This is a genomic window from Streptomyces sp. NPDC006552 (assembly GCF_040611655.1).
Classification (GTDB): domain Bacteria; phylum Actinomycetota; class Actinomycetes; order Streptomycetales; family Streptomycetaceae; genus Streptomyces.
Map to the genome: position 1 here is coordinate 48,377 of NZ_JBEXOS010000021.1, position 20,490 is coordinate 68,866.

20 protein-coding genes and 1 riboswitch are annotated in these 20,490 nt (G+C 73.4%); of the genes, 13 read left to right on the forward strand and 7 right to left on the reverse strand.

Annotation, left to right across the window (positions count from 1 at the left end):
- Positions 1–5: 5 nt before the first annotated feature.
- Positions 6–136, reverse strand: a riboswitch (FMN riboswitch).
- Positions 137–313: 177 nt separating this feature from the next.
- Positions 314–1,213: an RNA polymerase sigma-70 factor gene (locus ABZY33_RS15215; protein ID WP_356492060.1), complete on the forward strand. Its 900-nt coding sequence runs from the start codon at positions 314–316 to the stop codon at positions 1,211–1,213.
- Between the two features lie 118 nt (positions 1,214–1,331).
- A complete protein-coding gene (locus ABZY33_RS15220) occupies positions 1,332–2,075 on the forward strand; it encodes an NAD(P)H-binding protein (RefSeq protein WP_356492016.1) in 744 nt (247 codons plus the stop codon).
- Positions 2,076–2,150: 75 nt separating this feature from the next.
- Here ABZY33_RS15220 and ABZY33_RS15225 read toward each other — a convergent pair whose 3' ends face one another.
- Positions 2,151–3,332: an ROK family transcriptional regulator gene (locus ABZY33_RS15225; protein ID WP_356492017.1), complete on the reverse strand. Its 1,182-nt coding sequence runs from the start codon at positions 3,330–3,332 to the stop codon at positions 2,151–2,153.
- Positions 3,333–3,488: 156 nt separating this feature from the next.
- Here ABZY33_RS15225 and ABZY33_RS15230 point away from each other — a divergent pair, with 156 nt between their 5' ends.
- Positions 3,489–4,697 carry an MFS transporter gene (locus ABZY33_RS15230; protein ID WP_356492018.1) on the forward strand — a complete coding sequence of 403 codons (1,209 nt, stop codon included), beginning with the start codon at positions 3,489–3,491 and terminating at the stop codon, positions 4,695–4,697.
- A gap of 60 nt (positions 4,698–4,757) precedes the next feature.
- Here the strand turns inward: ABZY33_RS15230 and ABZY33_RS15235 are convergent, their stop codons facing one another.
- Positions 4,758–6,029 carry an alginate lyase family protein gene (locus ABZY33_RS15235; protein ID WP_356492019.1) on the reverse strand — a complete coding sequence of 424 codons (1,272 nt, stop codon included), beginning with the start codon at positions 6,027–6,029 and terminating at the stop codon, positions 4,758–4,760.
- Positions 6,030–6,220: 191 nt separating this feature from the next.
- Between ABZY33_RS15235 and ABZY33_RS15240 the strand changes: the two genes are divergently transcribed.
- The 3 genes from ABZY33_RS15240 (at position 6,221) to ABZY33_RS15250 (ending at position 9,456) form a co-directional block, all read left to right on the forward strand.
- Positions 6,221–7,624 (forward strand): solute carrier family 23 protein, encoded by a 1,404-nt coding sequence (locus ABZY33_RS15240; RefSeq protein ID WP_356492020.1) that lies wholly within the window; start codon positions 6,221–6,223, stop codon positions 7,622–7,624.
- A 99-nt stretch (positions 7,625–7,723) separates the two neighbouring features.
- Complete coding sequence (locus ABZY33_RS15245) at positions 7,724–8,440, forward strand: DUF5995 family protein (RefSeq protein WP_356492021.1); 717 nt, start codon at positions 7,724–7,726, stop codon at positions 8,438–8,440.
- Between the two features lie 86 nt (positions 8,441–8,526).
- Positions 8,527–9,456 (forward strand): LLM class F420-dependent oxidoreductase, encoded by a 930-nt coding sequence (locus tag ABZY33_RS15250; RefSeq protein ID WP_356492022.1) that lies wholly within the window; start codon positions 8,527–8,529, stop codon positions 9,454–9,456.
- Positions 9,457–9,460: 4 nt separating this feature from the next.
- Here ABZY33_RS15250 and ABZY33_RS15255 read toward each other — a convergent pair whose 3' ends face one another.
- The 3 genes from ABZY33_RS15255 to ABZY33_RS15265 form a co-directional block, all read right to left on the reverse strand.
- Positions 9,461–11,164 (reverse strand): NAD(P)/FAD-dependent oxidoreductase, encoded by a 1,704-nt coding sequence (locus ABZY33_RS15255; protein WP_356492023.1) that lies wholly within the window; start codon positions 11,162–11,164, stop codon positions 9,461–9,463.
- Positions 11,165–11,413: 249 nt separating this feature from the next.
- Entirely contained in the window at positions 11,414–11,866 is a 453-nt protein-coding gene (locus ABZY33_RS15260) for an Lrp/AsnC family transcriptional regulator (protein ID WP_356492024.1), read from the reverse strand.
- 10 nt (positions 11,867–11,876) lie between these two features.
- Positions 11,877–13,358: an amino acid permease gene (locus tag ABZY33_RS15265; protein WP_356492025.1), complete on the reverse strand. Its 1,482-nt coding sequence runs from the start codon at positions 13,356–13,358 to the stop codon at positions 11,877–11,879.
- A gap of 448 nt (positions 13,359–13,806) precedes the next feature.
- Between ABZY33_RS15265 and ABZY33_RS15270 the strand changes: the two genes are divergently transcribed.
- The 7 genes from ABZY33_RS15270 to ABZY33_RS15300 are packed head-to-tail and all read left to right on the forward strand — an operon-like array spanning position 13,807 to position 18,540.
- Positions 13,807–14,691, forward strand: coding sequence for an STAS domain-containing protein (locus ABZY33_RS15270; protein WP_356492026.1), 885 nt, complete (start codon positions 13,807–13,809; stop codon positions 14,689–14,691).
- Positions 14,688–15,089 (forward strand): STAS domain-containing protein, encoded by a 402-nt coding sequence (locus ABZY33_RS15275; RefSeq protein ID WP_356492027.1) that lies wholly within the window; start codon positions 14,688–14,690, stop codon positions 15,087–15,089. The genes ABZY33_RS15270 and ABZY33_RS15275 overlap by 4 nt, the downstream gene beginning before the upstream one ends.
- A complete protein-coding gene (locus ABZY33_RS15280) occupies positions 15,079–15,531 on the forward strand; it encodes an ATP-binding protein (RefSeq protein WP_356492061.1) in 453 nt (150 codons plus the stop codon). The genes ABZY33_RS15275 and ABZY33_RS15280 overlap by 11 nt, the downstream gene beginning before the upstream one ends.
- Positions 15,528–16,541, forward strand: a complete 1,014-nt coding sequence (locus tag ABZY33_RS15285; RefSeq protein WP_356492028.1) for an ATP-binding protein — start codon at positions 15,528–15,530, stop codon at positions 16,539–16,541. The genes ABZY33_RS15280 and ABZY33_RS15285 overlap by 4 nt, the downstream gene beginning before the upstream one ends.
- Positions 16,538–17,776, forward strand: coding sequence for a PP2C family protein-serine/threonine phosphatase (locus tag ABZY33_RS15290; protein ID WP_356492029.1), 1,239 nt, complete (start codon positions 16,538–16,540; stop codon positions 17,774–17,776). Before ABZY33_RS15285 ends, ABZY33_RS15290 begins: the two co-directional genes overlap by 4 nt.
- Positions 17,773–18,165 (forward strand): STAS domain-containing protein, encoded by a 393-nt coding sequence (locus ABZY33_RS15295; protein ID WP_356492030.1) that lies wholly within the window; start codon positions 17,773–17,775, stop codon positions 18,163–18,165. Before ABZY33_RS15290 ends, ABZY33_RS15295 begins: the two co-directional genes overlap by 4 nt.
- 9 nt (positions 18,166–18,174) lie before the next feature.
- Positions 18,175–18,540, forward strand: a complete 366-nt coding sequence (locus tag ABZY33_RS15300) for an ATP-binding protein (RefSeq protein WP_356492031.1) — start codon at positions 18,175–18,177, stop codon at positions 18,538–18,540.
- 19 nt (positions 18,541–18,559) lie between these two features.
- Here the strand turns inward: ABZY33_RS15300 and ABZY33_RS15305 are convergent, their stop codons facing one another.
- Positions 18,560–20,002, reverse strand: coding sequence for a GuaB1 family IMP dehydrogenase-related protein (locus ABZY33_RS15305; protein WP_356492032.1), 1,443 nt, complete (start codon positions 20,000–20,002; stop codon positions 18,560–18,562).
- Positions 20,003–20,169: 167 nt separating this feature from the next.
- The gene (locus tag ABZY33_RS15310; RefSeq protein WP_356492033.1) at positions 20,170–20,469 is read right to left on the reverse strand and encodes a barstar family protein; all 300 of its coding nucleotides are present in this window, start codon (positions 20,467–20,469) and stop codon (positions 20,170–20,172) included.
- Positions 20,470–20,490 lie beyond the last annotated feature (21 nt).

Below are 20,490 nucleotides of genomic sequence, written 5' to 3' on the forward strand. Positions count from 1 at the left end.
GCCCGCCGCGCACTGCCTCCCATCCGGACTTTAACCGTCGGTCCAGGAATTTCACCTGGTCAACCGGCCACTGGACGTGACCGGGTCGCGGACTGTAACCGCCGGTTCGGACTTTCACCGACCCCGGAGTGCGCTGCTTCTGGTACACGGCCAGTGTGCCACGTCCGGTCGGTGTGCATGCTGTGGGCTGACTCACAGGATCTCGTCATGGTGTGCGCCGGATGCCGGGAATACGGGCGCCGCGCCCCGGAACACCGGCGGGACCGCCTGGTGAGCGGCCCGGGCCCGGGAGTTCTGGCAGGCTGAGCGCGTGATGACTTCGCCAGAACCCGGCCCGCCGGTCGAGGAGTTCGAGAGCCTGCGTCCACGGATGTTCGGGCTCGCCTATAGGTTGCTCGGCTCCGCGGAGGAGGCGCAGGACGCGGTCCAGGACGCCTATCTGCGGCTGAGCGCCACCGAGCCGGGTGCGGTCGAGCACCTCGGCGCCTGGCTCGCCAAAGTCGTCACGAACCTCTGCCTCAACCGCCTCACCTCGGCCCGCGTGCGGCGGGAGCAGTACGTGGGGCCCTGGCTGCCCGAGCCCGTCCTCACCTCGGACGGCGCGCTGGGCCCGCTGGAGTCCGCCGAGCGCCGCGACTCCGTCTCCTGCGCCCTGCTGCTGCTCCTGGAGCGGCTGACGCCGACGGAGCGGGCCGTCTACGTGCTGCGGGAGGCGTTCGCGTACGGCTACCGGGAGATCGCCGGGGTGCTCGGCCTCGGCGAGGCGAACTGCCGTCAGCTGCACCGCCGGGCCGCGGCCCGTGTCGCGGCGCCCGACCCGCGGTTCGCGCCGTCGCCGCGGGTCCACCGTGAGCTGGTGGAGGCGTTCGTCACGGCCGCGCGCGCCGGTGACCTGAGCGCGCTGGAGCAGACGCTGGCCGCCGATGTCAGCTGGTGGGGGGACGGCGGCGGCAAGGTCTCCGCCGCGCGGCGGCCGGTCGAGGGGCGCGAGAAGGTGCTGCGGTTCCTGGCCGGTACCCGGGAGCGGTTCGCGGCCGGCCTGGACTTCGGCGTGGCCGAGGTCAACGGGGTGGCCGCGTTCGTCGCCCGCGCCGGTGACACGGTGTTCGCCGTCGTCTCCTTCGAGGTCCGCGAGGGCGCCATCGTGACCGCACAGGCCGTCCTGAACCCGGACAAACTGGCGTTCGTGGGCCGGCAGCTGGCCGCCGCCTGAGGCGGCCGGCCGGAGAAAGTGTCCCGCGGCTGTCACATGGGCGCCGCCTGCCCGGTTCTGAGCTGATGACGGGCGCTCCACCAGGGGGCGTCCCGCGTCCGAAGGAGCTGATGCAGCGGTGACCACGATCCTGGTGACCGGGGGTACCGGAACGCTCGGCCGGCTCGTCACCGAGCGGCTGCGCGACGCCGGGCACGAGGTACGGGTGCTGAGCCGGCACGCCGAGCCGTACGCGGTGGACCTGCGGGAGGGCGGGCCCGGGCTGGTCCGGGCGGTCGACGGGGTGGACGTGATCGTGCACTGCGCGTCGACGCCGCGCGGCGGGGACGAGCGGGCGGCGCGCCATCTGATCGCGGCCGCGCGGGCGGCCGGGGTGGGGCACCTCGTCTACATCTCGATCGTCGGCGTCGACCGGGTGCCGCTCGGTTACTACCGGGCGAAGCACGCGGTGGAGCGGCTGGTGGCGGAGTCGGGGCTCGGCTGGACGGTGCTGCGTGCGACGCAGTTCCACGAGCTGCTCCACACGATGCTGCGGGGGTTCGCGAAGTCGCCGGTGATGCTGCTGCCCGCGGGCGTCGGCGATCAGCCGGTCGAGGTGGCGGAGGTGGCGGACCGGCTGGCCGAACTGGCGCTCGGCTCCCCCGCCGGCCGGGTCGCCGACCTGGGCGGCCCCGAGGTCCGTACGTTCCCGGACCTGGCCCGCGCGTACCTGCGCGCGGCGGGCAGGCGCCGCCTGGTGCTCAGCGTCCCGCTGGCGGGCAAGACGTACCGCGCCTTCCGCGAGGGCGGCCACCTGGCGCCGCACCAGGCGGTGGGGAAGGGGACGTTCGAGGAGTACCTGGGCAGGCGCGGGGGGCGCTGAGTGTCCGGGGCGCGTTGGGCGGGGAGGGCGCCGCCCGTCAAGAGGGGGCGCCAGGTCCGGTGAACCCCGCGCCCGTCACGGCACCGGCGCGGGTCCCGGGCCGAAGAGTTCCTCCTGCGCCGCCTCGCGCGCCATCAGGAGCGCCCCGCGCAGCACCGCGCCGCCGCCGAGCGCGCCCGCCCGCACCTCCGTCGCCAGCGGCGACATCGCGGCCAGCCGCTCCGCGACCCGGCGTGCCAGCAGATCGCCCCCGGCCCGGCCGACCTCCCCGGCCAGCACCACGCAGCCGGGGTCGAGCACGGCGACCACGGCGGCGGCGCCGAGGACGACCCGGTCGGCCAGGGCGTCCAGGAACCCGTCCGCGCCCGCGTCCACAGCGGCCCGCACCACGCCGGCCGCCCGTTCCACCGGCTGCCCGGCCTCCACCAGGCCGTGCGCGGCGGCCAGTTCGAGGAGCGCCGCCGATCCGGCCAGGGAGTGGAAGCCGCCGTCGCAGCCGGTCGCGGAGGGCAGCCCGGCCGTCCCCGGCACGGGCAGGAACCCCACCTCGCCGGTCCCGCCCGACGCGCCGCGCCGCAGCTTCCCGTCGAGCACGACCGCGGCGCCGATACCGAGGCCGAGCCAGAGCAGCACGAACGTCTCCCGGTCCCGGGTGGCGCCGTCGCGCTGCTCCGCGAGGGCCGCGAGGTTCGTCTCGTTCTCCACCAGCACCCGCGCGGGTAGCCGCTCCTGGAGCGCCGCGACCAGTTGCCGGTGCCACTGCGGCAGGCCGGAGGAGTCCCGCAGTTCGCCGGAGGCCGGGTCGATCAGACCGGGGGCGCCCACGCCGACCGTGTGCAGCCGCTCGGCGCCGGCCTCCTTCGCCGTGCGCTCCAGCAGGGCGACCGCGCGCTCGACGGCGGCCCCGGTCTCCTCGCCCTCCTCGACGGGCAGCTCCGCCCGGGCGAGCACCGCGCCCAGCAGGTCGGCCACGACGAGCCGGACGCCCTCGGTGCGCACGTCGAGCGCGGCGAGGTGCGCGCGGTCGGCGACGATCCCGTACAGCCGGGCGTTCGGGCCGCGCCGCTGGGCGCCGGCCTCCCCGACGACGGAGACGAGACCGGAGGCGGTGAGCCGCTCCACGAGGTCGGCGACGGAGGGCCGGGAGAGCCCGGTGAGGTCTTTCAACTGGCCTGCCGTGAGCGGGCCTTGATCCTGGAGAAAGCGCAGCGCAAGCCGGTCGTTGATGGCTCGGGCGGTCCTCGGCGATGCGGGCATGGCCGGATCCTACGCCGAAACGGACTAACTATCAGGCAGGGTTCCTGATAGTTTACGGCGGCGCCACGTCGCGGCGGGGCGCCTGGCACAGGCAGGGGTACGCACGGCACCGGCAGCGGGTGCGCGCACCGGGACGGACGGGGAGGGGCCCACCGGATGAGTGAAGTGACCTACACGCGGGGGAACGTGAAGCGGGCACGCTACGCCGTCGCGGCCGTCTTCTGCGTCCACGGGGCGGTGACAGGCTCCTTCGCGACGCGCGTGCCGTGGATCCAGGACCACGCGGGCGTGAGCGCGGGCCAGCTCGGCCTCGCGCTCGCCTTCCCCGCGATCGGCGCCTCGGTGGCGATGCCGCTGGCCGGCAGCGTGAGCCACCGGTTCGGGGCCCGCACCGCGCTGCGCGGACTGCTCGCCCTGTGGACCCTCGCCCTGGTCCTGCCCTCGCTCGCCCCGAACCTGCTCACGCTCTGCGCCGTGCTCTTCGTCTACGGCGCGGCGGCCGGGATGTCGGACGTGGCGATGAACGCGCTGGGGGTGGAGATCGAGACCCGGCTCGACAAGTCGATCATGTCGGGGCTGCACGGCATGTGGAGCGTGGGCGCCCTCGTCGGATCGGCGGGCGGCACGCTCGCGGCGCACCTGGGCGCGGACGCGCGGCTGCACCACCTGCTGGCGGCGGCGGTGCTCACGACGGCCGGGCTGGTCGCCTGCCGGTGGGTGCTCGACCTGCGGCCCACGGAGGACGAGGAGCCGCCGCCGCGGTTCGCGCTGCCGCCGAAGTCCGCCCTGCTCATCGGCGCCGTCGGCTTCTGCGCCGTCTTCGCCGAGGGCGCCAGCCTGGACTGGTCGGCGGTCTACCTGCGCGACGTGCTCGACACCTCGGCGGGGCTCGCCGCCGCCTGCACCACCGCGTTCACGCTCACCATGGCCGTGGCCCGGATCGCCGGGGACGCCGTGGTGGACCGGTTCGGCGCGGTGCGCACCGTGCGGGTGAGCGGCGTCATGGCCACCGCCGGCGCGCTGCTCGTGGTCCTGGCCCCGAATCCGCCGGTCGCGATGGGCGGGTTCGGCCTGCTGGGTCTCGGCATCGCGGTCGTCGTGCCGCTCGCCTTCGCGGCGGCCGGGCGCAGCGGCCCCAACCCGAGCCAGGCCATCGCGGGCGTCGCCACGATCACGTACACCTCGGGGCTGATCGCCCCGTCGGCCATCGGGACGGTCGCGGACGCGACGAGCCTGGTCGTCTCGTTCGGTCTGGTGACGGCGTTGACCTGCGGCCTGATGGTCTTCGCGGGGGTGCTGCGCGGCGCCGACCGCGTCAGCGCGGCGCGGCCGGACCCGTCCCTGGCCCGCGCCACCACCGACTGACGCCGCCCGCACGCTCCGCGGGGCCCCCGGCGTGGTTGCCGGGGGCCCCGCGGACGCGGCTCACCCGGCGATCGAGTCCAGCTGCTCGGCCGCGGGCCGCAGCTCCCACAGGTCACCGCCGGGTGGCGCCTCCAGCTCTGGCACGGCCCGGCGTGCGGCCGCGTCCCCCGCGTCGGCCGCCGCCCGGACGACGTCGCTCGCCGCGAAACGGTGGAACTCCAGCTCCGGATGGGGCCAGGCGCTCGCGCCCGTCGCCGCCGGCAGCAGATAGTCCACCGCCTTGAACAGGCTCTGCCCCTGCGGCCCCCGATACCGCCACAGATCGACGCCGACGTGCCGGCCGATCGCGGCGAGCCGGGTGTACGCGACGAGGTCGAAGGTCGAGTAGTGCCAGCTGCGGGTGCGCGCCAGCTCCTGCGGCTGCGTGCCGTCGCCCGCGATCTGGGCGTCGACGCGCGCGGGGCCGGCCGCGCGGACGGTGCGGCGGGCCAGAGCCGTGTCGCCGGTGGCGTACGCGAGGGCGGCGACCTGCATGTCGTAGAAGGTGCCGTGGTTGTTGTCGGCGGCCCCTTCCTGTTTGCCGAAGTCGCTGTGCACCAGCCAGTCGAGGAAGTCCTCGTTCCACTCCCCCATCCCCGCCCGGTCGCTCCTCGTCCAGCCCGGGGCGCCGGTGGCGAGCAGGGCGGCGGCGTCGACGACGCTCGTGTACGACTGCGAGAAGTCGATGACGCCGATGGCGCGGCCGTCGTACTTGCACGGGATGAACTGGGCGTGGTCCAGGTTCGGGTTCATCTTCGTGGCGGCGTCGAGGAACCAGGTGCGCAGGATCTGCCCGGCCTTGACGGCGTACTGCTTCTTTCCCGTGTAGTACCAGGCGAGCGCGAGGTCGTAACTGGAGTCGAAGACCTTCTCGACGTCCTGCCGGTCGGTGCCGGTGTCGACCTCGGGGTTGCGCTGCCCGTCGCGCTGTTCGTACGGGCAGCCCCAGGGGTTGTCGGGGGTCGGGCTCGTGGTGGGCCACCAGTAGGGAGCCTGGCTCAGGTAGTCGTGGACGTCGCCGCCCGGGGCGGGCTTCGGTTTGTCGACGACGGTCCAGGGGCCCTGGCCGAGCCAGCGGTCGGCGCGCGCCGTCAGCTCCCGGGCGGCCCGGGCGAGCCGGGGGTCGCCGTGGGCGAGGCGGAGCCGGGTCTGCTGGAGGCGGACGCCGTCGAGGACGGCGGTCCGGGGGACGGGCTCACGGGTACTGGCGCCCGCGGCCGGTATCAGGACGGCGGTCAGCGCGGCGGTGGCCGCGAGGAGGGCGCCGAGGCGCATCCGGGGTCTTGCACGCATCACACGGCTCCATTCAGACACATATCTGAACGATGTTCACGGACAAGTCCGTGTGAGGGTAGACCTCCAGCCCCTCGGCAACAAGAAGCGCGGCAGCGGCGGACCGGCCGTGCGACGAGGGCAGCGGGAGCGCGCACGTGCGTGCCTCTACCATGAGGCGATCGTTTCGAGCCACAGAAAGCAGAACTCACATGGACCTCGGCGTGCGCTGGAAACTGCACGGCGACGGGCGCACCCCGGCCCCCGGAGCCGTCGTCCGCCCCGACGAGCGGCTGTCCTGGCCCCGCACGATCGGACTCGGCGCCCAGCACGTGGTCGCCATGTTCGGCGCCTCGTTCGTCGCGCCGGTCCTGATGGGCCTCGACCCGAACCTCGCCATCATGATGTCCGGCGTCGCCACGGTGATCTTCCTGCTCGCCACGCGCGGCCGGGTCCCCAGCTACCTGGGCTGCTCCCTCTCCTTCGTGGGGGTGGCGGCCGTGATCCGGGCGCAGGGCGGTTCCAGCGCCACCGTGACCGGCGCCGTCCTCGTCGTCGGCGTTGTGCTCTTCCTCGTGGGGGTCGCGGTCCAGCGGTTCGGGGCCCGGATCATCCACGCCGCGATGCCGCCGATCGTCACCGGCGCGGTCGTCATGCTGATCGGCTTCAACCTCGCGCCGGTCACCGCCTCCACGTACTGGCCCGCCGACCAGTGGACCGCGCTGCTCGTGATGCTCTTCACCGGCCTGGCCGTCGTCTGTCTGCGCGGCTTCTGGTCCCGTATCGCCATCTTCCTCGGCCTGCTCTTCGGCTACGCCGTCTCCTGGCTCCTCGACCTGGTCTTCGGCAAGATCCACTCGGTCGACGGCGGTACCGAGGCAGTCGACCACTGGCGCCTGGACCTCTCCGGCGTCGGCCGTGCGGACTGGGTCGGCCTGCCCTCCTTCCACGGCCCGTCCTTCCAGTGGTCGGCGATCCTCGTCGCCCTGCCCGTGGTCATCGCGCTGGTGGCGGAGAACGCCGGGCACGTCAAGGCGGTCGGCGAGATGACCGGGGAGAACCTCGACAGCAGGCTCGGCACCGCGATCTCCGCGGACGGCGCCGCCTCGATCCTCTCCACCGCAGTCGGCGGCCCGCCCAACACCACGTACTCCGAGAACATCGGCGTCATGGCCGCGACCCGCGTCTACTCCACGGCGGCCTACTGGGCGGCGGCCGGATTCGCTCTCCTCTTCGGCCTGTGCCCCAAGTTCGGCGCGATCGTCGCGGCGATCCCCGGCGGCGTCCTCGGCGGCATCACCGTCATCCTCTACGGCATGATCGGCCTGCTCGGCGCCCAGATCTGGATCAACGCCGGGGTCGACCTGCGCAACCCGCTGAACCTGGTGCCGGCGGCCGCGGGCATCATCATCGGCGTCGGCAACGTCTCGCTGAAGTTCACCGACACCTTCTCCCTCAGCGGCATCGCCCTCGGCACGATCGTCGTGATCACCGGCTACCACGCCCTGCGCGCGCTGGCCCCAGCGCACCTCAAGTCGCAGGAACCGCTGCTGGATTCGGGCACCTCCGCCTACGACGAGGACGCCGGGACCCCGCGCCGGCCGGCCGGGTCCTAGCAGTCCCTACGGGCCGGGAACCGCGGGCCGTTCGCTCGTTCTGGGGAAGCGCCCGGCCAGCCGACACCCCCGTCCCCCCGGGGCTGGGACCCTTCGTCCATGGCGCAGTCGGAACGCTTCGCAGGTACGTACAGCCCGGCCGCACCCGGGGTCGACGCGGTGCTCGCGCGGATGCGCGCCCTCGACCTCGACCTGCCGCCCCGGGACGGCGTGGCGGTCTTCAACCGGGTCTACCTCTCCGTCACGGAGGCGGTCGACCGGGCCATCGCGGGCGGCGGCACCCGCGGCTTCCGGGACCGGGCCGCCGCCGTCACGCTGGACGTCCGGTTCGCCGAGCGCTACCTCGCGGCGGTCGACGCGGCGGCCCTCGGCGCCCGCGAGCCCGCGTGCTGGCGCCCCCTGCTGCAATTCCGCCGCCATCCCGGCGTCCGCCCTCTGCAGTTCGCGCTCGCCGGCATCAACGCCCACATCGGCCACGATCTGGCGCTGGCCGTCGTGGACGCCTGCCGCACGCTCGGCTGCCCGCCGGCCGCGCTGGAGGACGAGTTCGAACGCGTCGGCGACCTGCTCATCGCCCTGGAGGAGCACATCCGCGAAGAGCTGATGCCGGGCCCCGACCTCCTCCAGATCGCCGACCCGCTCACCCACCTGCTCGGCTCCTGGAGTCTGGAGCGGGCGCGCGACGCGGCGTGGAGCACCGCCCGCGCCCTGTGGGCCCTGCGCGAACTGCCGTCCGTGGCGGACGAGTTCGCCTACCGGCTCGACACGTCGGTGGGGCTGGTGAGCCGCATGCTGCTCACCCCGCTCCCCGACTGACCCGTCTCCTTCTCTCCGGAACTCGTCGGCGGTGACCGCGCGTTGAACGGTGCGACACCCGGTGCGCATGCGACGAAGGAGTACCTATGGCGACCCGACTCGGCCTCGGCCTCCCGCAGATGCGGCAGTACGACATCGGCCGCGACATCCCGGACGTGGCGCGCGCCGCGGAGGCGACGGGGTACGAGAGCCTGTGGGTCTTCGAGCGCGTCCTGTTCCCCGAGCCCGCCCGGCAGGGGCTCTACGGCATACCGGGGCTGCCCTGGCCGGACCGGTACCGGTCGGTCGCCGACCCGCTCGTCTGCCTCGCCCTCGCCGCCGCGGCCACCTCGCGCGCCCGGCTGGGCACGAGCGTGCTGGTCGCGCCGTTGCACGTCCCCTTCCAACTGGCCCGCTCGCTCGCGTCGCTGGACGCGGCGAGCGGCGGCCGGGTCGTCGCCGGACTCGGCACCGGCTGGTCGCACGACGAGTACGCGGCCGCGGCGGTGGCCCCCTTCGAGCGGCGCGGCGCGGTCCTGGACGAGCTGATCGCCGTGTGCCGCGCGGTGTGGGGCCCCGACCCGGTGGCGTACGAGGGCGAGTGGACGACCGTCGCGCCGTCGGTGGTGGGGCCCAAGCCCGCCGGTCCCCTGCCGATCCTGCTCCCGGCGGGCGGCCCGCGGGCCGCCCGCCGCCTGGTCGACCGGGCGGACGGCTGGATGCCCGCGGCGGCCGGCGTCGAGACGCTCACGCGGCAGTGGACAGAGCTGAGGACGCTCGCGCAGGAGCGGGGCCGCACCGCGCCCCTGCAGAGCGTGCTGCGCGCCAACACGCTGTACACGCGCGACCCCTGCTCCGGTGCCGACCGCCGGCCCTTCCAGGGCAACGTGGACCAGATCGTCGAGGACCTGGTCGCGCACGCCGAGGTGGGGTTCGAGGAGATCCTCCTCGACCTCCAGGGCGACCTGCGCGACGCCCAGGAGCTCAAGGACCTCGCGGCGGAGGTGTACGAGAAGGCCCGCGCCGCCGGGGTGTGACGGGCTAGTCCTCCGGGAGTTCGACCGGCGCGATCGCGTCGTACACGTCGCCGGGCCCGGGGTTGGTCGCGTCGGTGGCGCCGCCGAGGTGGTGCATGACGCCCCACACCGCGTTGAGCGCGGTCTGCACGGCGCCCTCGGCCCAGCCGGCCGTCCAGGAGATGTCGTCACCGGCGAGGAAGATGCCGCGCCGGTCCGCGGGCAGCCGGTCCTGCATGAAGTGGGTGAACAGGCGCCGCTGGTAGCGGTAGTGGCCGGGCAGGTTGGCCTTGAACGCGCCCATGAAGTAGGGCTCGTTCTCCCAGGAGACCGTCACCGGGTTGCCGATGACGTGCTTGCGGATGTCGACCTTGGGATAGATCTCGCCCAGCGACTTGAGCATGACCTCCATCCGTTCGCCCGCGGAGAGCGGCAGCCACTTCAGGCTGTCGTCGCACCAGGTGTAGGAGAGGCAGATGACGGCGGGCTTGTCCGGCCCGTCGTCCAGGAGGTAGGTGCCGCGCGTCATCCGGTCGGTGAGCGTCATCGACATGGTGTCGCGGCCGGTCGTCTCGTCCTTGTCCAGCCAGAACGGCCGGTCGACGGGGACGAACAGCTTGCTGGACTCCATGTAGTGGGTCCGCTCGATGGCCGTCCAGTGGTCGATCGGGAAGAGCGCGTCGTCGCAGGCCACCTTGGACAGGAGCATCCAGGACTGCGCGGTGAAGATCGCGGTCCGGTACGTGCGGATGTCGCCGTCGGCGTCCGTGACGGTGATGTGGTTCCCGGCGGTACGGGCGAGCCGGGTCACCGCGGGCCGCGGGGTCCGGCGCGCGTGCAGCGACGCGAGCGAGGTGCCGGGCGCCCAGTGCACGATCTTGGCGGGCTCGCGCTCCCACAGCCGCAGCGGCAGCTGCTGGGAGCCGCCGACGATGCCGCGGTGGTGGTCGTCGGCCTCGGTGTAGACGACGCGCAGGATCTCCAGGATGGAGTTGGGGAAGTCGGTGTCCCAGCCGCCGGTGCCGAAGCCGACCTGGCCGAAGATCTCCCGGTGCCGGAAGGACTTGAAGGCCGCGGAGTCGCACAGGAACCCGTAGAACGTCTGGTTGTCGAGCTTCTCCACGAGCTGCGACCAGATCTCCCGGATGCGCGGCACGTCGCGCTCGCGCATCGCCTGGTTCATGTCCGTGAAGTCGGCGCCCTCCTCCAGGCAGGCGTTCCACGCGGCGGCGACGTCACGGTAGACCTGCGGCAGGTCGTCGATCGTCTCGGCGTAGTGGCTCTCGCCCTTGAGGTCGACGACGGTCGAGGGGGTCGCCGGGGAGAGCGGGTTGGGGAACGGCCGGGTCTCGAGGCCCACCAGGTCGATGTAGTGCTGCAGCGCGGTCGACGACGGCGGGAAGCGCATCGCGCCCATCTCCGCGCTCAGCCCGGCGGCGTCCGGCGGCGTCCCGTCGAAGCCGACCGTCCGCAGCCGCCCGCCGATCTGGTCCGCCTCGTACACGACGGGCTTGAGGCCCATCTTCATCAGCTCGTACGCGGCGACGATGCCGGAGAGGCCGCCGCCGATGACCGCGACCTCGGTGCCGTGCTCGGTCGCCGGTATCTGGCCGAGGCCGGCCGGGTGCGCAAGGAAGTCGTCGTACGCGTACGGGAAGTCCGGCCCGAACATGGTGATCGGCGGCTGCGCTCGGGTGTGCTGGACGGCGGTGGGCACCGTGGACGTCATGGGGTACGGACTCCTTGCGGATACGCGGGTACGCGGGTACGGGTGCGCGGCGACGACGGCAGGGCTGTGCTCAGCGACGGACGGCGTACGAACGGCGAGAGAGGGGCGGCCGGGGCTGCCCGCGACCGTTACGACGGTACGTTTGCGCCGGTGCGGCGGGGAAGACCGGACCGTTGCGTCTGTGCGTGCGATCCGTTGCGCGGGCCGGAGCCGAAACGGTGATTCGTTGCGCGGGGGCGGCGGCCCGGCTCAGACGGGCGAGCCCGAGGTGAAGCGGCGCATCAGCGGCGAGAGCACGAGCACGGACTTCGTCCGCTCGACGAAGGGCTCCCCCGCGATCCGCTCCAGGACCCGCTCGAAGTGGCGCATGTCCGAGGCGAAGACCTGGACCAGGGCGTCCGCCTCACCGGTGACGGTGGAGGCGGCCGCGACCTCGGGGTACCGCTCCAGACCCCGCCGGATCGCGTCCGGCGAGGTGTTGCGGCGGCAGTAGATCTCGATGAACCCCTCGGTCTCCCAGCCGAGCGCGGCCGGGTCGACCCGCACGGTGAACCCGGTGATCGCGCCGGTGGCCCGCAGCCGGTCCACGCGCCGCTTCACGGCGGGCGCGGAGAGGCCGACCAGCATGCCGATGTCGGCGTAGGAGCGGCGGGCGTCCTCGGCGAGGGCGTGCACGATGCGTTCGTCGAGATCGTTCAGCAAGGCAGGCGGTTCACTTCTGTGGTTCTGCGGCATCCGCGGGGGCGGCGAGACGGGAGCGTCGCATCCCGTAGCAGAAGTAGAACACGAGGCCGATGGCCATCCAGACACCGAAGACGATCCAGGTGATCTCGGACAGCGAACCCATCATCCACAGGCAGAGGGCGAAGCCGATGACGGGCAGGACCGGCATGAGCGGCACCCGGAAGGTGCGCGGCATGTCGGGCCGGGTCCGGCGCAGCACGATCACCGCGACGTTGACCAGGGCGAAGGCGAAGAGGGTGCCGATGCTCGTGGCGTCGGCGAGCTGGCCCAGCGGGACGGCGGCGGCGAGCACCCCGCAGAAGAGGGAGACGAGGACGGTGTTGACGCGCGGCGTCCCGCTCTTGGCGTGCACCTTGGAGAAGGCCTTGGGCACGAGTCCGTCGCGGCTCATCGCGAACAGGACGCGGGTCTGCCCGTAGAGCACGGTCAGCACGACCGACGCGATGGCGATGACCGCGCCGGCGGCCAGCAGGGTCGCCCAGAACGACTGGCCCGTCACGTCCTTCATGATCCCGGCGAGCGCGGCCTCGGAGTCGTTGAACTGCTTCCAGGGCCTGGCCCCGACGGCCACCGCGGCGACCAGGACGTACAGCGCGGTGACGATGACGAGCGAGAGCATGATCGCGCGCGGCAGGTCGCGCTGCGGGTTCTTGGCCTCCTCGCCGGCCGTGGAGGCGGCGTCGAAGCCGATGTACGAGAAGAAGAGGGTGGCGCCGGCGGCGCTGACCCCGGCCATGCCGAGCGGCATGAAGTGCTCGTAGTTGCCGGACTGGAAGCCCTTGAGGCCGATGGCGCAGAACAGCAGCAGGGAGACGATCTTCACCGCGACCATGATCGTGTTTGCGCGGGCGGACTCCTTGGCGCCGCCGAGCAGGAAGACCATGGCGAGCAGCACCACGATGAGCGCGGGCAGGTTGAAGACGCCGCCGTCGCCGGGCGGCGCCGAGAGCGCGTCGGGGAGGGTGACGCCGATGGTGCCGTCGAGCAGCTCGTTCAGGTACTGGCCCCAGCCGACGGCGACGGCCGCGACGGACACCCCGTACTCCAGGACCAGGCACCAGCCGCAGATCCAGGCGATCAGCTCGCCCATCGTTGCGTATGCGTACGAGTACGAGGAGCCCGCGACCGGGATGGAGCCGGCCAGTTCGGCGTAGGAGAGAGCCGAGAAGAGAGCGGTCAGGCCCGCGATGACGAACGACAGGGTGACGGCGGGTCCGGCCTTCGGGACGGCCTCGCCGAGGACTACGAAGATGCCGGTGCCCAGCGTCGCGCCGATGCTGATCATGGTCAGCTGCCAGAGTCCGAGCGAGCGCCGCAGCGAGCCGCCCTCGCCCTGTCCGCCCTCGTCCACCAGGCGTTCCACCGGCTTGCGGCGCATCAGGCGGGCACCGAGGCCCGCGGTTGCGGTCTCGGTCTGCGGGGTGCGCGGGGGTGCGCCGTGGTCGAGCACGGACTGGCTCCTTCATCGCTGCCGGTTGGGGTCGGGCGGGGCGTGGGAGCGCATGGCGGCGGTCACACCCGGACCGGGGACCGTCGCGCAGGCCGTTCCCCGCCGTGCCGCCTTCAGCGCATGACTCTAAGGGACGGAGCTTCCCAGCTGTAATGCAGCAACCTTGCGCGCCCACGGGTGATCGTTGCGCGGATCGGCGCCGGGCGGGGGTTCGTTGCGACGTCCGTTTCGTCTGTTGCGCTCGCTGTGTCGAGCGTCACATGCGACGCCGGGGAATGAAGAGGCGTTCCGCGGGTACGCGGGCGGGCCGTCCCAGGCGTCGGCCGGCCTCGGCCTCCGCCCGGGACGCCGCTGCGCCGACCCCCGGGTTGGGGCAACAAACGTTCGATGTGTGCATGATGTGGAGACGGCACACGGCCGCCAGAGAAGAACGGTGTGAGACGGGCTTGTGAGTACCAGCGAAACCGACATCCGCAATCTGCTGCTCGAGGCGCTGCGCGACCAGGAGGGGCAGATCGCCGACCGGTGGACGCTGCTCCAGCTGGAGCAGGCGGCCCTCGGTACCGACATGACCGAGAGCGAGCTGCGCGAGGAGGCGCATCTGCTCATCGACGCCCTCACCGAGGCGCTGGCCAGCGACACGCCGGTCGCACGGCTCGTCACGTCCCACCACAACCTGCGGACGACCGTGGTCCAGCTCTCCCTGCGCCGGGTGCGGGCCGGGGCGACCCCCACCGACACCTCCCTCGCCGTCCTCTCCCTCAAGGAGGCGCTGCTCGCGGCGGTGCAGCACACCACCCGCGACAGCAGCGAACTGTTCTCGGCCGCCGTCGTGGTCAACCGGATGCTCGACGCGGCGGGCGCTCTCTCCTTCGAGACCTACGTCGAGGGGCGCGAGGAGATCATCCAGCGCCAGAGCCGCCAGCTGATGGAGCTCTCGACGCCGGTCGTGCGGCTGTGGCGCCAGGTGCTGGCCGTCCCGCTGATCGGCACGCTGGACACGGCCCGCACCCAGATCGTCATGGAGTCGCTGCTCCAGGCGATCCAGGACGACGAGGCCAAGATCGCCATCATCGACATCACCGGGGTGCTGACCGTCGACACGGCGGTCGCCCAGCACCTCATGCACACGGTCAACGCGGTCCGTCTGATGGGCGCTGACTGCGTCATCAGCGGCATCCGGCCGCCCATCGCCCAGACCATCGCCCAGTTGGGAATCGACCTGTCCACCATCCTGACCCGCGCGACGCTGGCCGACGCGCTGGCCGACGCGGTGAAACTGACCGATCAGCCGGACGTCGGCTTCACCGTGACCGGATCGGCACCGCGGTGACCACCCCGCGCCCCACGGGCGTTCCCATCCTGCGGCTCGCCGACGTCCTGGTGACCGGGCTCCTGAACGAGCTGGACGACCGGTCCGCGGTCGCCTTCACCGACGAGCTGACCGAGCGGATCGTCGCCGACCGCGCCCGCGGCGTGCTCATCGACATCTCCCGCCTCGAACTCATCGACTCGTTCGTGGCCCGCACCCTGATGGAGCTCACCAACATGGCCCGGCTCCTGGGCGCCCGGGTCATCGTCGCGGGCATGCGTCCCGCCGTCGCCATCACCCTGGTCGAGCTGGGCATCCAGCTCACCGGTGTGGAGACGGCACTCAACGCCGAGCAGGGGCTGACCGCGCTCGGCTGGCAGCGGACCCCGGAGGGCCCAGGCCGTGACCATGTCGGATGAGCTCGCCGCACACCTGCGTCCCGCGGCGGCGGCCCAGGTGACCGTCCGCCGCCAGTACGAAGTGCGCTCCGAGGACGACCTCCTGACGGTCCGTCACGCCGTGCGCGCGGCCACCGTCGAGTGCGGTTTCGGCCTGGTCGACCAGACCCGGGTGGTCACCGCCGCCAGCGAACTGGCCCGCAACGCCTACATCCACGGCGGCGGCGGCACCCTCACCGTGGAGCTGCTCAAGCGGCGCGGCGGTGACGGCATCCGGCTCGTCATACAGGACGAGGGACCGGGCATCCCCGACATCGGTGCCGCGATGACGGACGGCTGGACCTCCGGCAACGGCCTGGGCCACGGCCTGGGCGGTGCCCGGCGGCTGATGGACGAGTTCCACCTCGACACCCGGCCCGGCCTCGGCACCACCGTCACCGTGGCGCGCTGGACGGTGCGGTGACGGTCTTCGCCGACGCCGCCGTGACCGCGCACGTCGTCGTCGACCACTCCAGCGCCGTGCACCACGCGGCGACGCTGGCCAGGGACGCGGCGCGGGCGGCCGGTCTCGGCCCCACCCCCGTCGAGCGGGCCACGGTCCTGACCAGCGAACTCGCCGGGAATCTGCTGCGGCACGCGGTCGGCGGGGCCGTCTACGTGCAGCGGCATCCGCAGGGCGGCGGGATCGACGTGGTCGCCGTCGACCGGGGCCCCGGCATGACCCGCCCCGACCGGGCCATGGTCGACGGGTACAGCACCACCGGGACGCTCGGCTCCGGCATGGGCGCGCTGCGCCGGCTCGCCGACGAGCTGACGCTGCGCACCCTGCCCGGCGCCGGCACCCTGATCTGCGCCCGCTTCCTGCACCCCGACGCCGGTCCGGCCCGGGCCGACGTCGGCCTGCTCTGTCTGCCCCTGCTCGGCGAGGACGAGTGCGGGGACAGCGCGGCCGTGGCGGATGCGCCGGGCGGCCGGACGGCGGCCGTCGTGGACGGGCTCGGCCACGGCGCCGAGGCCGCCGAGGCGAGCGCCGCCGCCGTGCGGGTCTTCCACGAGGGCCCCGAGCGGCCGCTGCCCGAGCTGCTGGCGGCGATGGACCGGGCGCTGCGCGGTGGCCGCGGCGCCGCCGTCGGCCTGATCCGGCTGCGGCCCGGCACCCTCGAACACTGCGGGGTGGGCAACATACGGCTGCTGCTCGTCGGCCACGACGGCACCGGCCCCCGGGCCGCCGGGCAGCCCGGCGTCGTCGGCTGGAACATGCCGCGGCCGCGGCCGGTCACGCTGCCCATGCCCGACACGAGCGCGGCGGTCCTGCACAGCGACGGGATCGCGGCGCGCTGGGCGGAGACGGCCACGCCGTTCCTGCTGGGGCTGCCGCCCCGGCTGCTCGCCGCCGCTCTGGGCCATGGCTATCGTTCGGTCCGGGATGATGCGACCGCCCTCGTCACCGGGGCGGCTAGGAGGAGTTCATGACCGACCGGGCAGCCGCGCCCGCTCAGCGCACCACCCACCGTACGGCGGCCGAACTGCGTGCCGCCGTACGGGCGTTGGCGGTCACCTTCCGGCTCTCCGCCGAGCTGCGCACCCGGCTGGCGCTCTCCGTGGCGCGGGTCGCGGAGTCCGAACTGCGGGCGGGACGGCCCGTGACGCTGGAGTCGGCGTACGAACAGAGCACGCACCGCCAGTCCCTGACGGTCCGTCTGCACGCCCCGCGGACGCCGTGGGCGGCACCGGTCGAGGCGCTGCCGCTGCCCGCCGTGCACGAGGCGGGAACCACGGTGTGGCGCGTGCCGCTGCCCGGACAGCGCCGCCCGCCGGACCTGGAGTCCGCCGCGCCCTCCCCCACCGAACTCCTGGAGGAGGAGCTGCGGGTCGCGGTCGCCCGCGCCGACGCCCTGGAGGCGGACCGGCGCCGGCTCACCCACGAACTGGACGAGACCAACAGCGGGGTCCTCGCCCTCTACGTCCAGCTGGAGGAGCGCGACGAGCAACTGCGCCGCGCCCACGGCCAGATGCTCCGCGAGCTGGAGGACGCGCTGCGCCCCGGGCCGATGAAGGTCGACGGGCTCGAACTGGCCATCCACTACGCGCCCGCCGGCACCGACGCCCCGACCGGCGGCGATCTGTACGACTGGTTCCAGCTCCCCGACGGCACCGTGCACATCACGGTCGTCGACGCGCTCGGCCACGGCCTGACCAGTACCAGCAGCGCCCTGAACGTGACGCACGCCGTCCGCACGCTCGCGCTGGAGGGCCACCCGCTGGAGACGATCGTGGCCCGCACCGACGAGATCCTGCTCCCCTACGACCGCGAGCTGATGGCGACGGTCCTGCTGGCCCGGATCGATCCGGGGTCGGGCCACATCGTCCTCGCCAACGGCAGCCATCCGCCGCCCCTGGTCGTCTCCGAGGACGGCGAGGCCCGCTTCCTTGAGGTACGCGGCCGGGGCATCGGCTACCCGATGGCCGGCAGCGACCGGCTCTGGCACGAGGACCTCGCCCCCGGCGACCTGCTCGTGCTCTACACCGACGGCCTGACCGAGAGCCGTCGCGACCCCTACGAGGGCGAGCGCCGGCTCGTGTCGGCGGCCGTCCGCCACCGGGGCCGCCCGACCGAGGAGATCCCCGGCGCGCTCGCCGAGGAGATGCACACCGTGATCCTGCACCCGGACGACACACTCGCACTGACCGTACGGAGAAGCCGATGACGCACGCGGCACCCGAGTCCATACCCGACGGGCCCCGCGCCGTCCTGTCGTGTACCGGCGCGGACGGGCCGGAGGGACCCGTCGTGACGCTCACCGGCGACCTGGACTACGAGACGGCCCCCGAGCTGCTCGCCGCGGTGACGGCGCTCGCCGCCCCGGCCGGCACCACCGTGACCCTCGATCTGTCGGGCGTGGAGTTCCTCGACTCGGGCGGCATCAACGTGCTGCTGCGGGCCCGCGCCGCGCTCCAGGAGCGCGGCGCCGAACTGGCCGTCCGCCGCCCCTCCGCCGTCGTCGAGCGGATCTTCCACATCACGGGCCTCGACACCGTCCTCGCCCCCGCCCCGCAGGCCGCGGCCGGGGACCTTGAAGATCCGGCGGTGGGGTAGCTGTCCGCTATGGAGATCGTGGTGGACGGCCCCGTGACGGGGACACAGGCCAGGAGCGCGGCAGCCGGGTTCCTCGCCGAGTACTGCCCGTGGGCCGACGCCGACGCGGTCCTGCTCGTCGTCTCGGAGCTGGTCACCAACGCGGCCCGGCACACCGGCGCCCTCGGGCGCCTGCGGCTGCGGGTGGACGCGGGCGGCCTGTCGGTGGCCGTGGAGGACGGCGACCCGCGCCCGCCGGTGCCGCGCACCCCGGACCTGGGCGGCGGAGGCGGCTTCGGCTGGCACATGGTGGAGCGGCTGGCCGAGCGGCTCGCCGTGCTGCCGGCGCCGGGCGGCAAGTGCATCGAGGCGGCGTGGGCGGCACCGGCCCGCTGACCGGCGCCGCCCCGCGCGGTCAGCTCCAGCTGGCGTGCAGCGGCTTGCCCTCGGCGTAGCCGGCGGCGGACTGGATGCCGACGACGGCCTTCTGCGCGAACTCGGCGAGCGAGTGGGCACCGGCGTACGTGCAGGACGAGCGGACGCCCGCGATGATCGAGTCGATCAGGTCCTCGACGCCCGGGCGCTCCGGGTCGAGGAACATCCGGGAGGTGGAGATGCCCTCCTCGAAGAGCGCCTTGCGGGCGCGGTCGTAGGCGGACTCCTCGGAGGTCCGGTTCTTCACGGCCCGCGCGGAGGCCATGCCGAAGGACTCCTTGTAGGCGCGGCCCTTGGCGTCGTGCTGGAGGTCGCCCGGGGACTCGTAGGTGCCCGCGAACCAGGAGCCGATCATCACGTTCGACGCGCCGGCGGCGAGCGCCATGGCGACGTCGCGCGGGTGGCGGACGCCGCCGTCGGCCCAGACGTGCTTGCCGTACTTCGCGGCCTCGGCGGCACACTCCATGACGGCGGAGAACTGCGGCCGGCCGACGCCGGTCATCATCCGGGTGGTGCACATGGCGCCGGGGCCGACCCCGACCTTGATGATGTCCGCGCCGGCCTCGATCAGGTCCTTGACGCCCTCGGCGGCGACGATGTTCCCGGCCACGATCGGGACCTGCGGGTCGAGCGCGCGCACGGTCCGCACGGCGCTGATCATCGACTCCTGGTGGCCGTGGGCCGTGTCGATGACGAGGGTGTCGACGCCCGCGTCCAGCAGCTGCTTGGCCTTGCCCGCCACGTCGCCGTTGATGCCGACGGCGGCGGCGACGCGCAGCTTGCCGTCCGCGTCGGTGGCCGGGGTGTAGAGGGTGGCGCGCAGGGCGCCGGTGCGGGTCAGGATGCCGGCGAGCTTGCCGTCCTTGCCGACCGCGGGGGCGTAGCGGCGGTTGGCGCCGTCCAGCTTGTTGAAGGCGTCGCGCGGGTCGATGTCCGCGTCGAGCAGCAGCAGGTCGCGGGACATGACCTCGGAGAGCTGGGTGAAGCGGTCCACGCCGGTCAGGTCCTGGTCGGTGACGACGCCGACGGGGCGCAGCTCGTCGTCGACGACGACGCCCGCGTTGTGCGCGCGCTTGGGCAGCAGCGCGAGGGCGTCGGCGACGGTCTGCGTCGGCGCCAGGATGATGGGGGTGTCGAGCACCAGGTGGCGGGTCTTGACCCAGGAGATGACCTCGGTGACGACCTCGATCGGGATGTCCTGGGGGATGACGACGAGGCCGCCGCGGCGGGCCAGCGTCTCGGCCATCCGGCGTCCGGCGATCGCGGTCATGTTGGCGACGACCAGCGGGATCGTGGTGCCCGTGCCGTCCGGCGAGGAGAGGTCGACGGCCTGGCGGGAGCCGACGGCGCTCCGGCTCGGCACCATGAAGACGTCGTCGTACGTGAGGTCGTACGCGGGCTTGATGTCATTGAGGAAACGCACGTGCGGACATCCCAGTCGGTAGAAGGGGCCCCCGGGAGGAGCCCTCCGGGGCACAAAGCACGTACTTCATTTTCCCACGGCTGCCGCGGCTCCGTCTCCGGGCCGAACGTCCCAAGGTCGGGGCGCCGCCTCAGATGATCATCCAAGCGAGGCGGGGCGCGGGCGGCTCAGCCGAGGCCGAGCGCCACCGTGAGGGCGCCCGGAGTGCCGCGCCGGCGCCGTACCGCCTCGGTGAACACGTCCCGGGCCGTCGCCCACTCCCGTGGACGGCGGTCCGCGAAGCTCTGCCATCCGGTCACGACGATCACCAGGCCGTCCCCGGTCCCGGGCCGAAGACCCGGGTCGGCGAGACAGTCGGCCAGCGCATCCCAGTTCCGCCCGAACCAGTCGGGCAGGTCCAGGGCGACGGCACAGCGCTCCATGAAGGCGGCCTTGTCCGTGACGTCGCTCAGCTCAAGGAAGCGCACGGCCGCCTCAAGCCCCTCCGG

Coding starts and splice junctions, on each gene's coding strand:
- ABZY33_RS15290 (WP_356492029.1), top strand. CDS start 16,538: ATGACCGACCGGGCAGCCGCGCCCGCTCAGCGCACCACCCACCGTACG.
- ABZY33_RS15240 (WP_356492020.1), top strand. CDS start 6,221: ATGGACCTCGGCGTGCGCTGGAAACTGCACGGCGACGGGCGCACCCCG.
- ABZY33_RS15255 (WP_356492023.1), bottom strand. CDS start 11,164: ATGACGTCCACGGTGCCCACCGCCGTCCAGCACACCCGAGCGCAGCCG.
- ABZY33_RS15230 (WP_356492018.1), top strand. CDS start 3,489: ATGAGTGAAGTGACCTACACGCGGGGGAACGTGAAGCGGGCACGCTAC.
- ABZY33_RS15245 (WP_356492021.1), top strand. CDS start 7,724: ATGGCGCAGTCGGAACGCTTCGCAGGTACGTACAGCCCGGCCGCACCC.
- ABZY33_RS15225 (WP_356492017.1), bottom strand. CDS start 3,332: ATGCCCGCATCGCCGAGGACCGCCCGAGCCATCAACGACCGGCTTGCG.
- ABZY33_RS15295 (WP_356492030.1), top strand. CDS start 17,773: ATGACGCACGCGGCACCCGAGTCCATACCCGACGGGCCCCGCGCCGTC.
- ABZY33_RS15300 (WP_356492031.1), top strand. CDS start 18,175: ATGGAGATCGTGGTGGACGGCCCCGTGACGGGGACACAGGCCAGGAGC.
- ABZY33_RS15215 (WP_356492060.1), top strand. CDS start 314: ATGACTTCGCCAGAACCCGGCCCGCCGGTCGAGGAGTTCGAGAGCCTG.
- ABZY33_RS15250 (WP_356492022.1), top strand. CDS start 8,527: ATGGCGACCCGACTCGGCCTCGGCCTCCCGCAGATGCGGCAGTACGAC.
- ABZY33_RS15280 (WP_356492061.1), top strand. CDS start 15,079: ATGTCGGATGAGCTCGCCGCACACCTGCGTCCCGCGGCGGCGGCCCAG.
- ABZY33_RS15235 (WP_356492019.1), bottom strand. CDS start 6,029: ATGCGTGCAAGACCCCGGATGCGCCTCGGCGCCCTCCTCGCGGCCACC.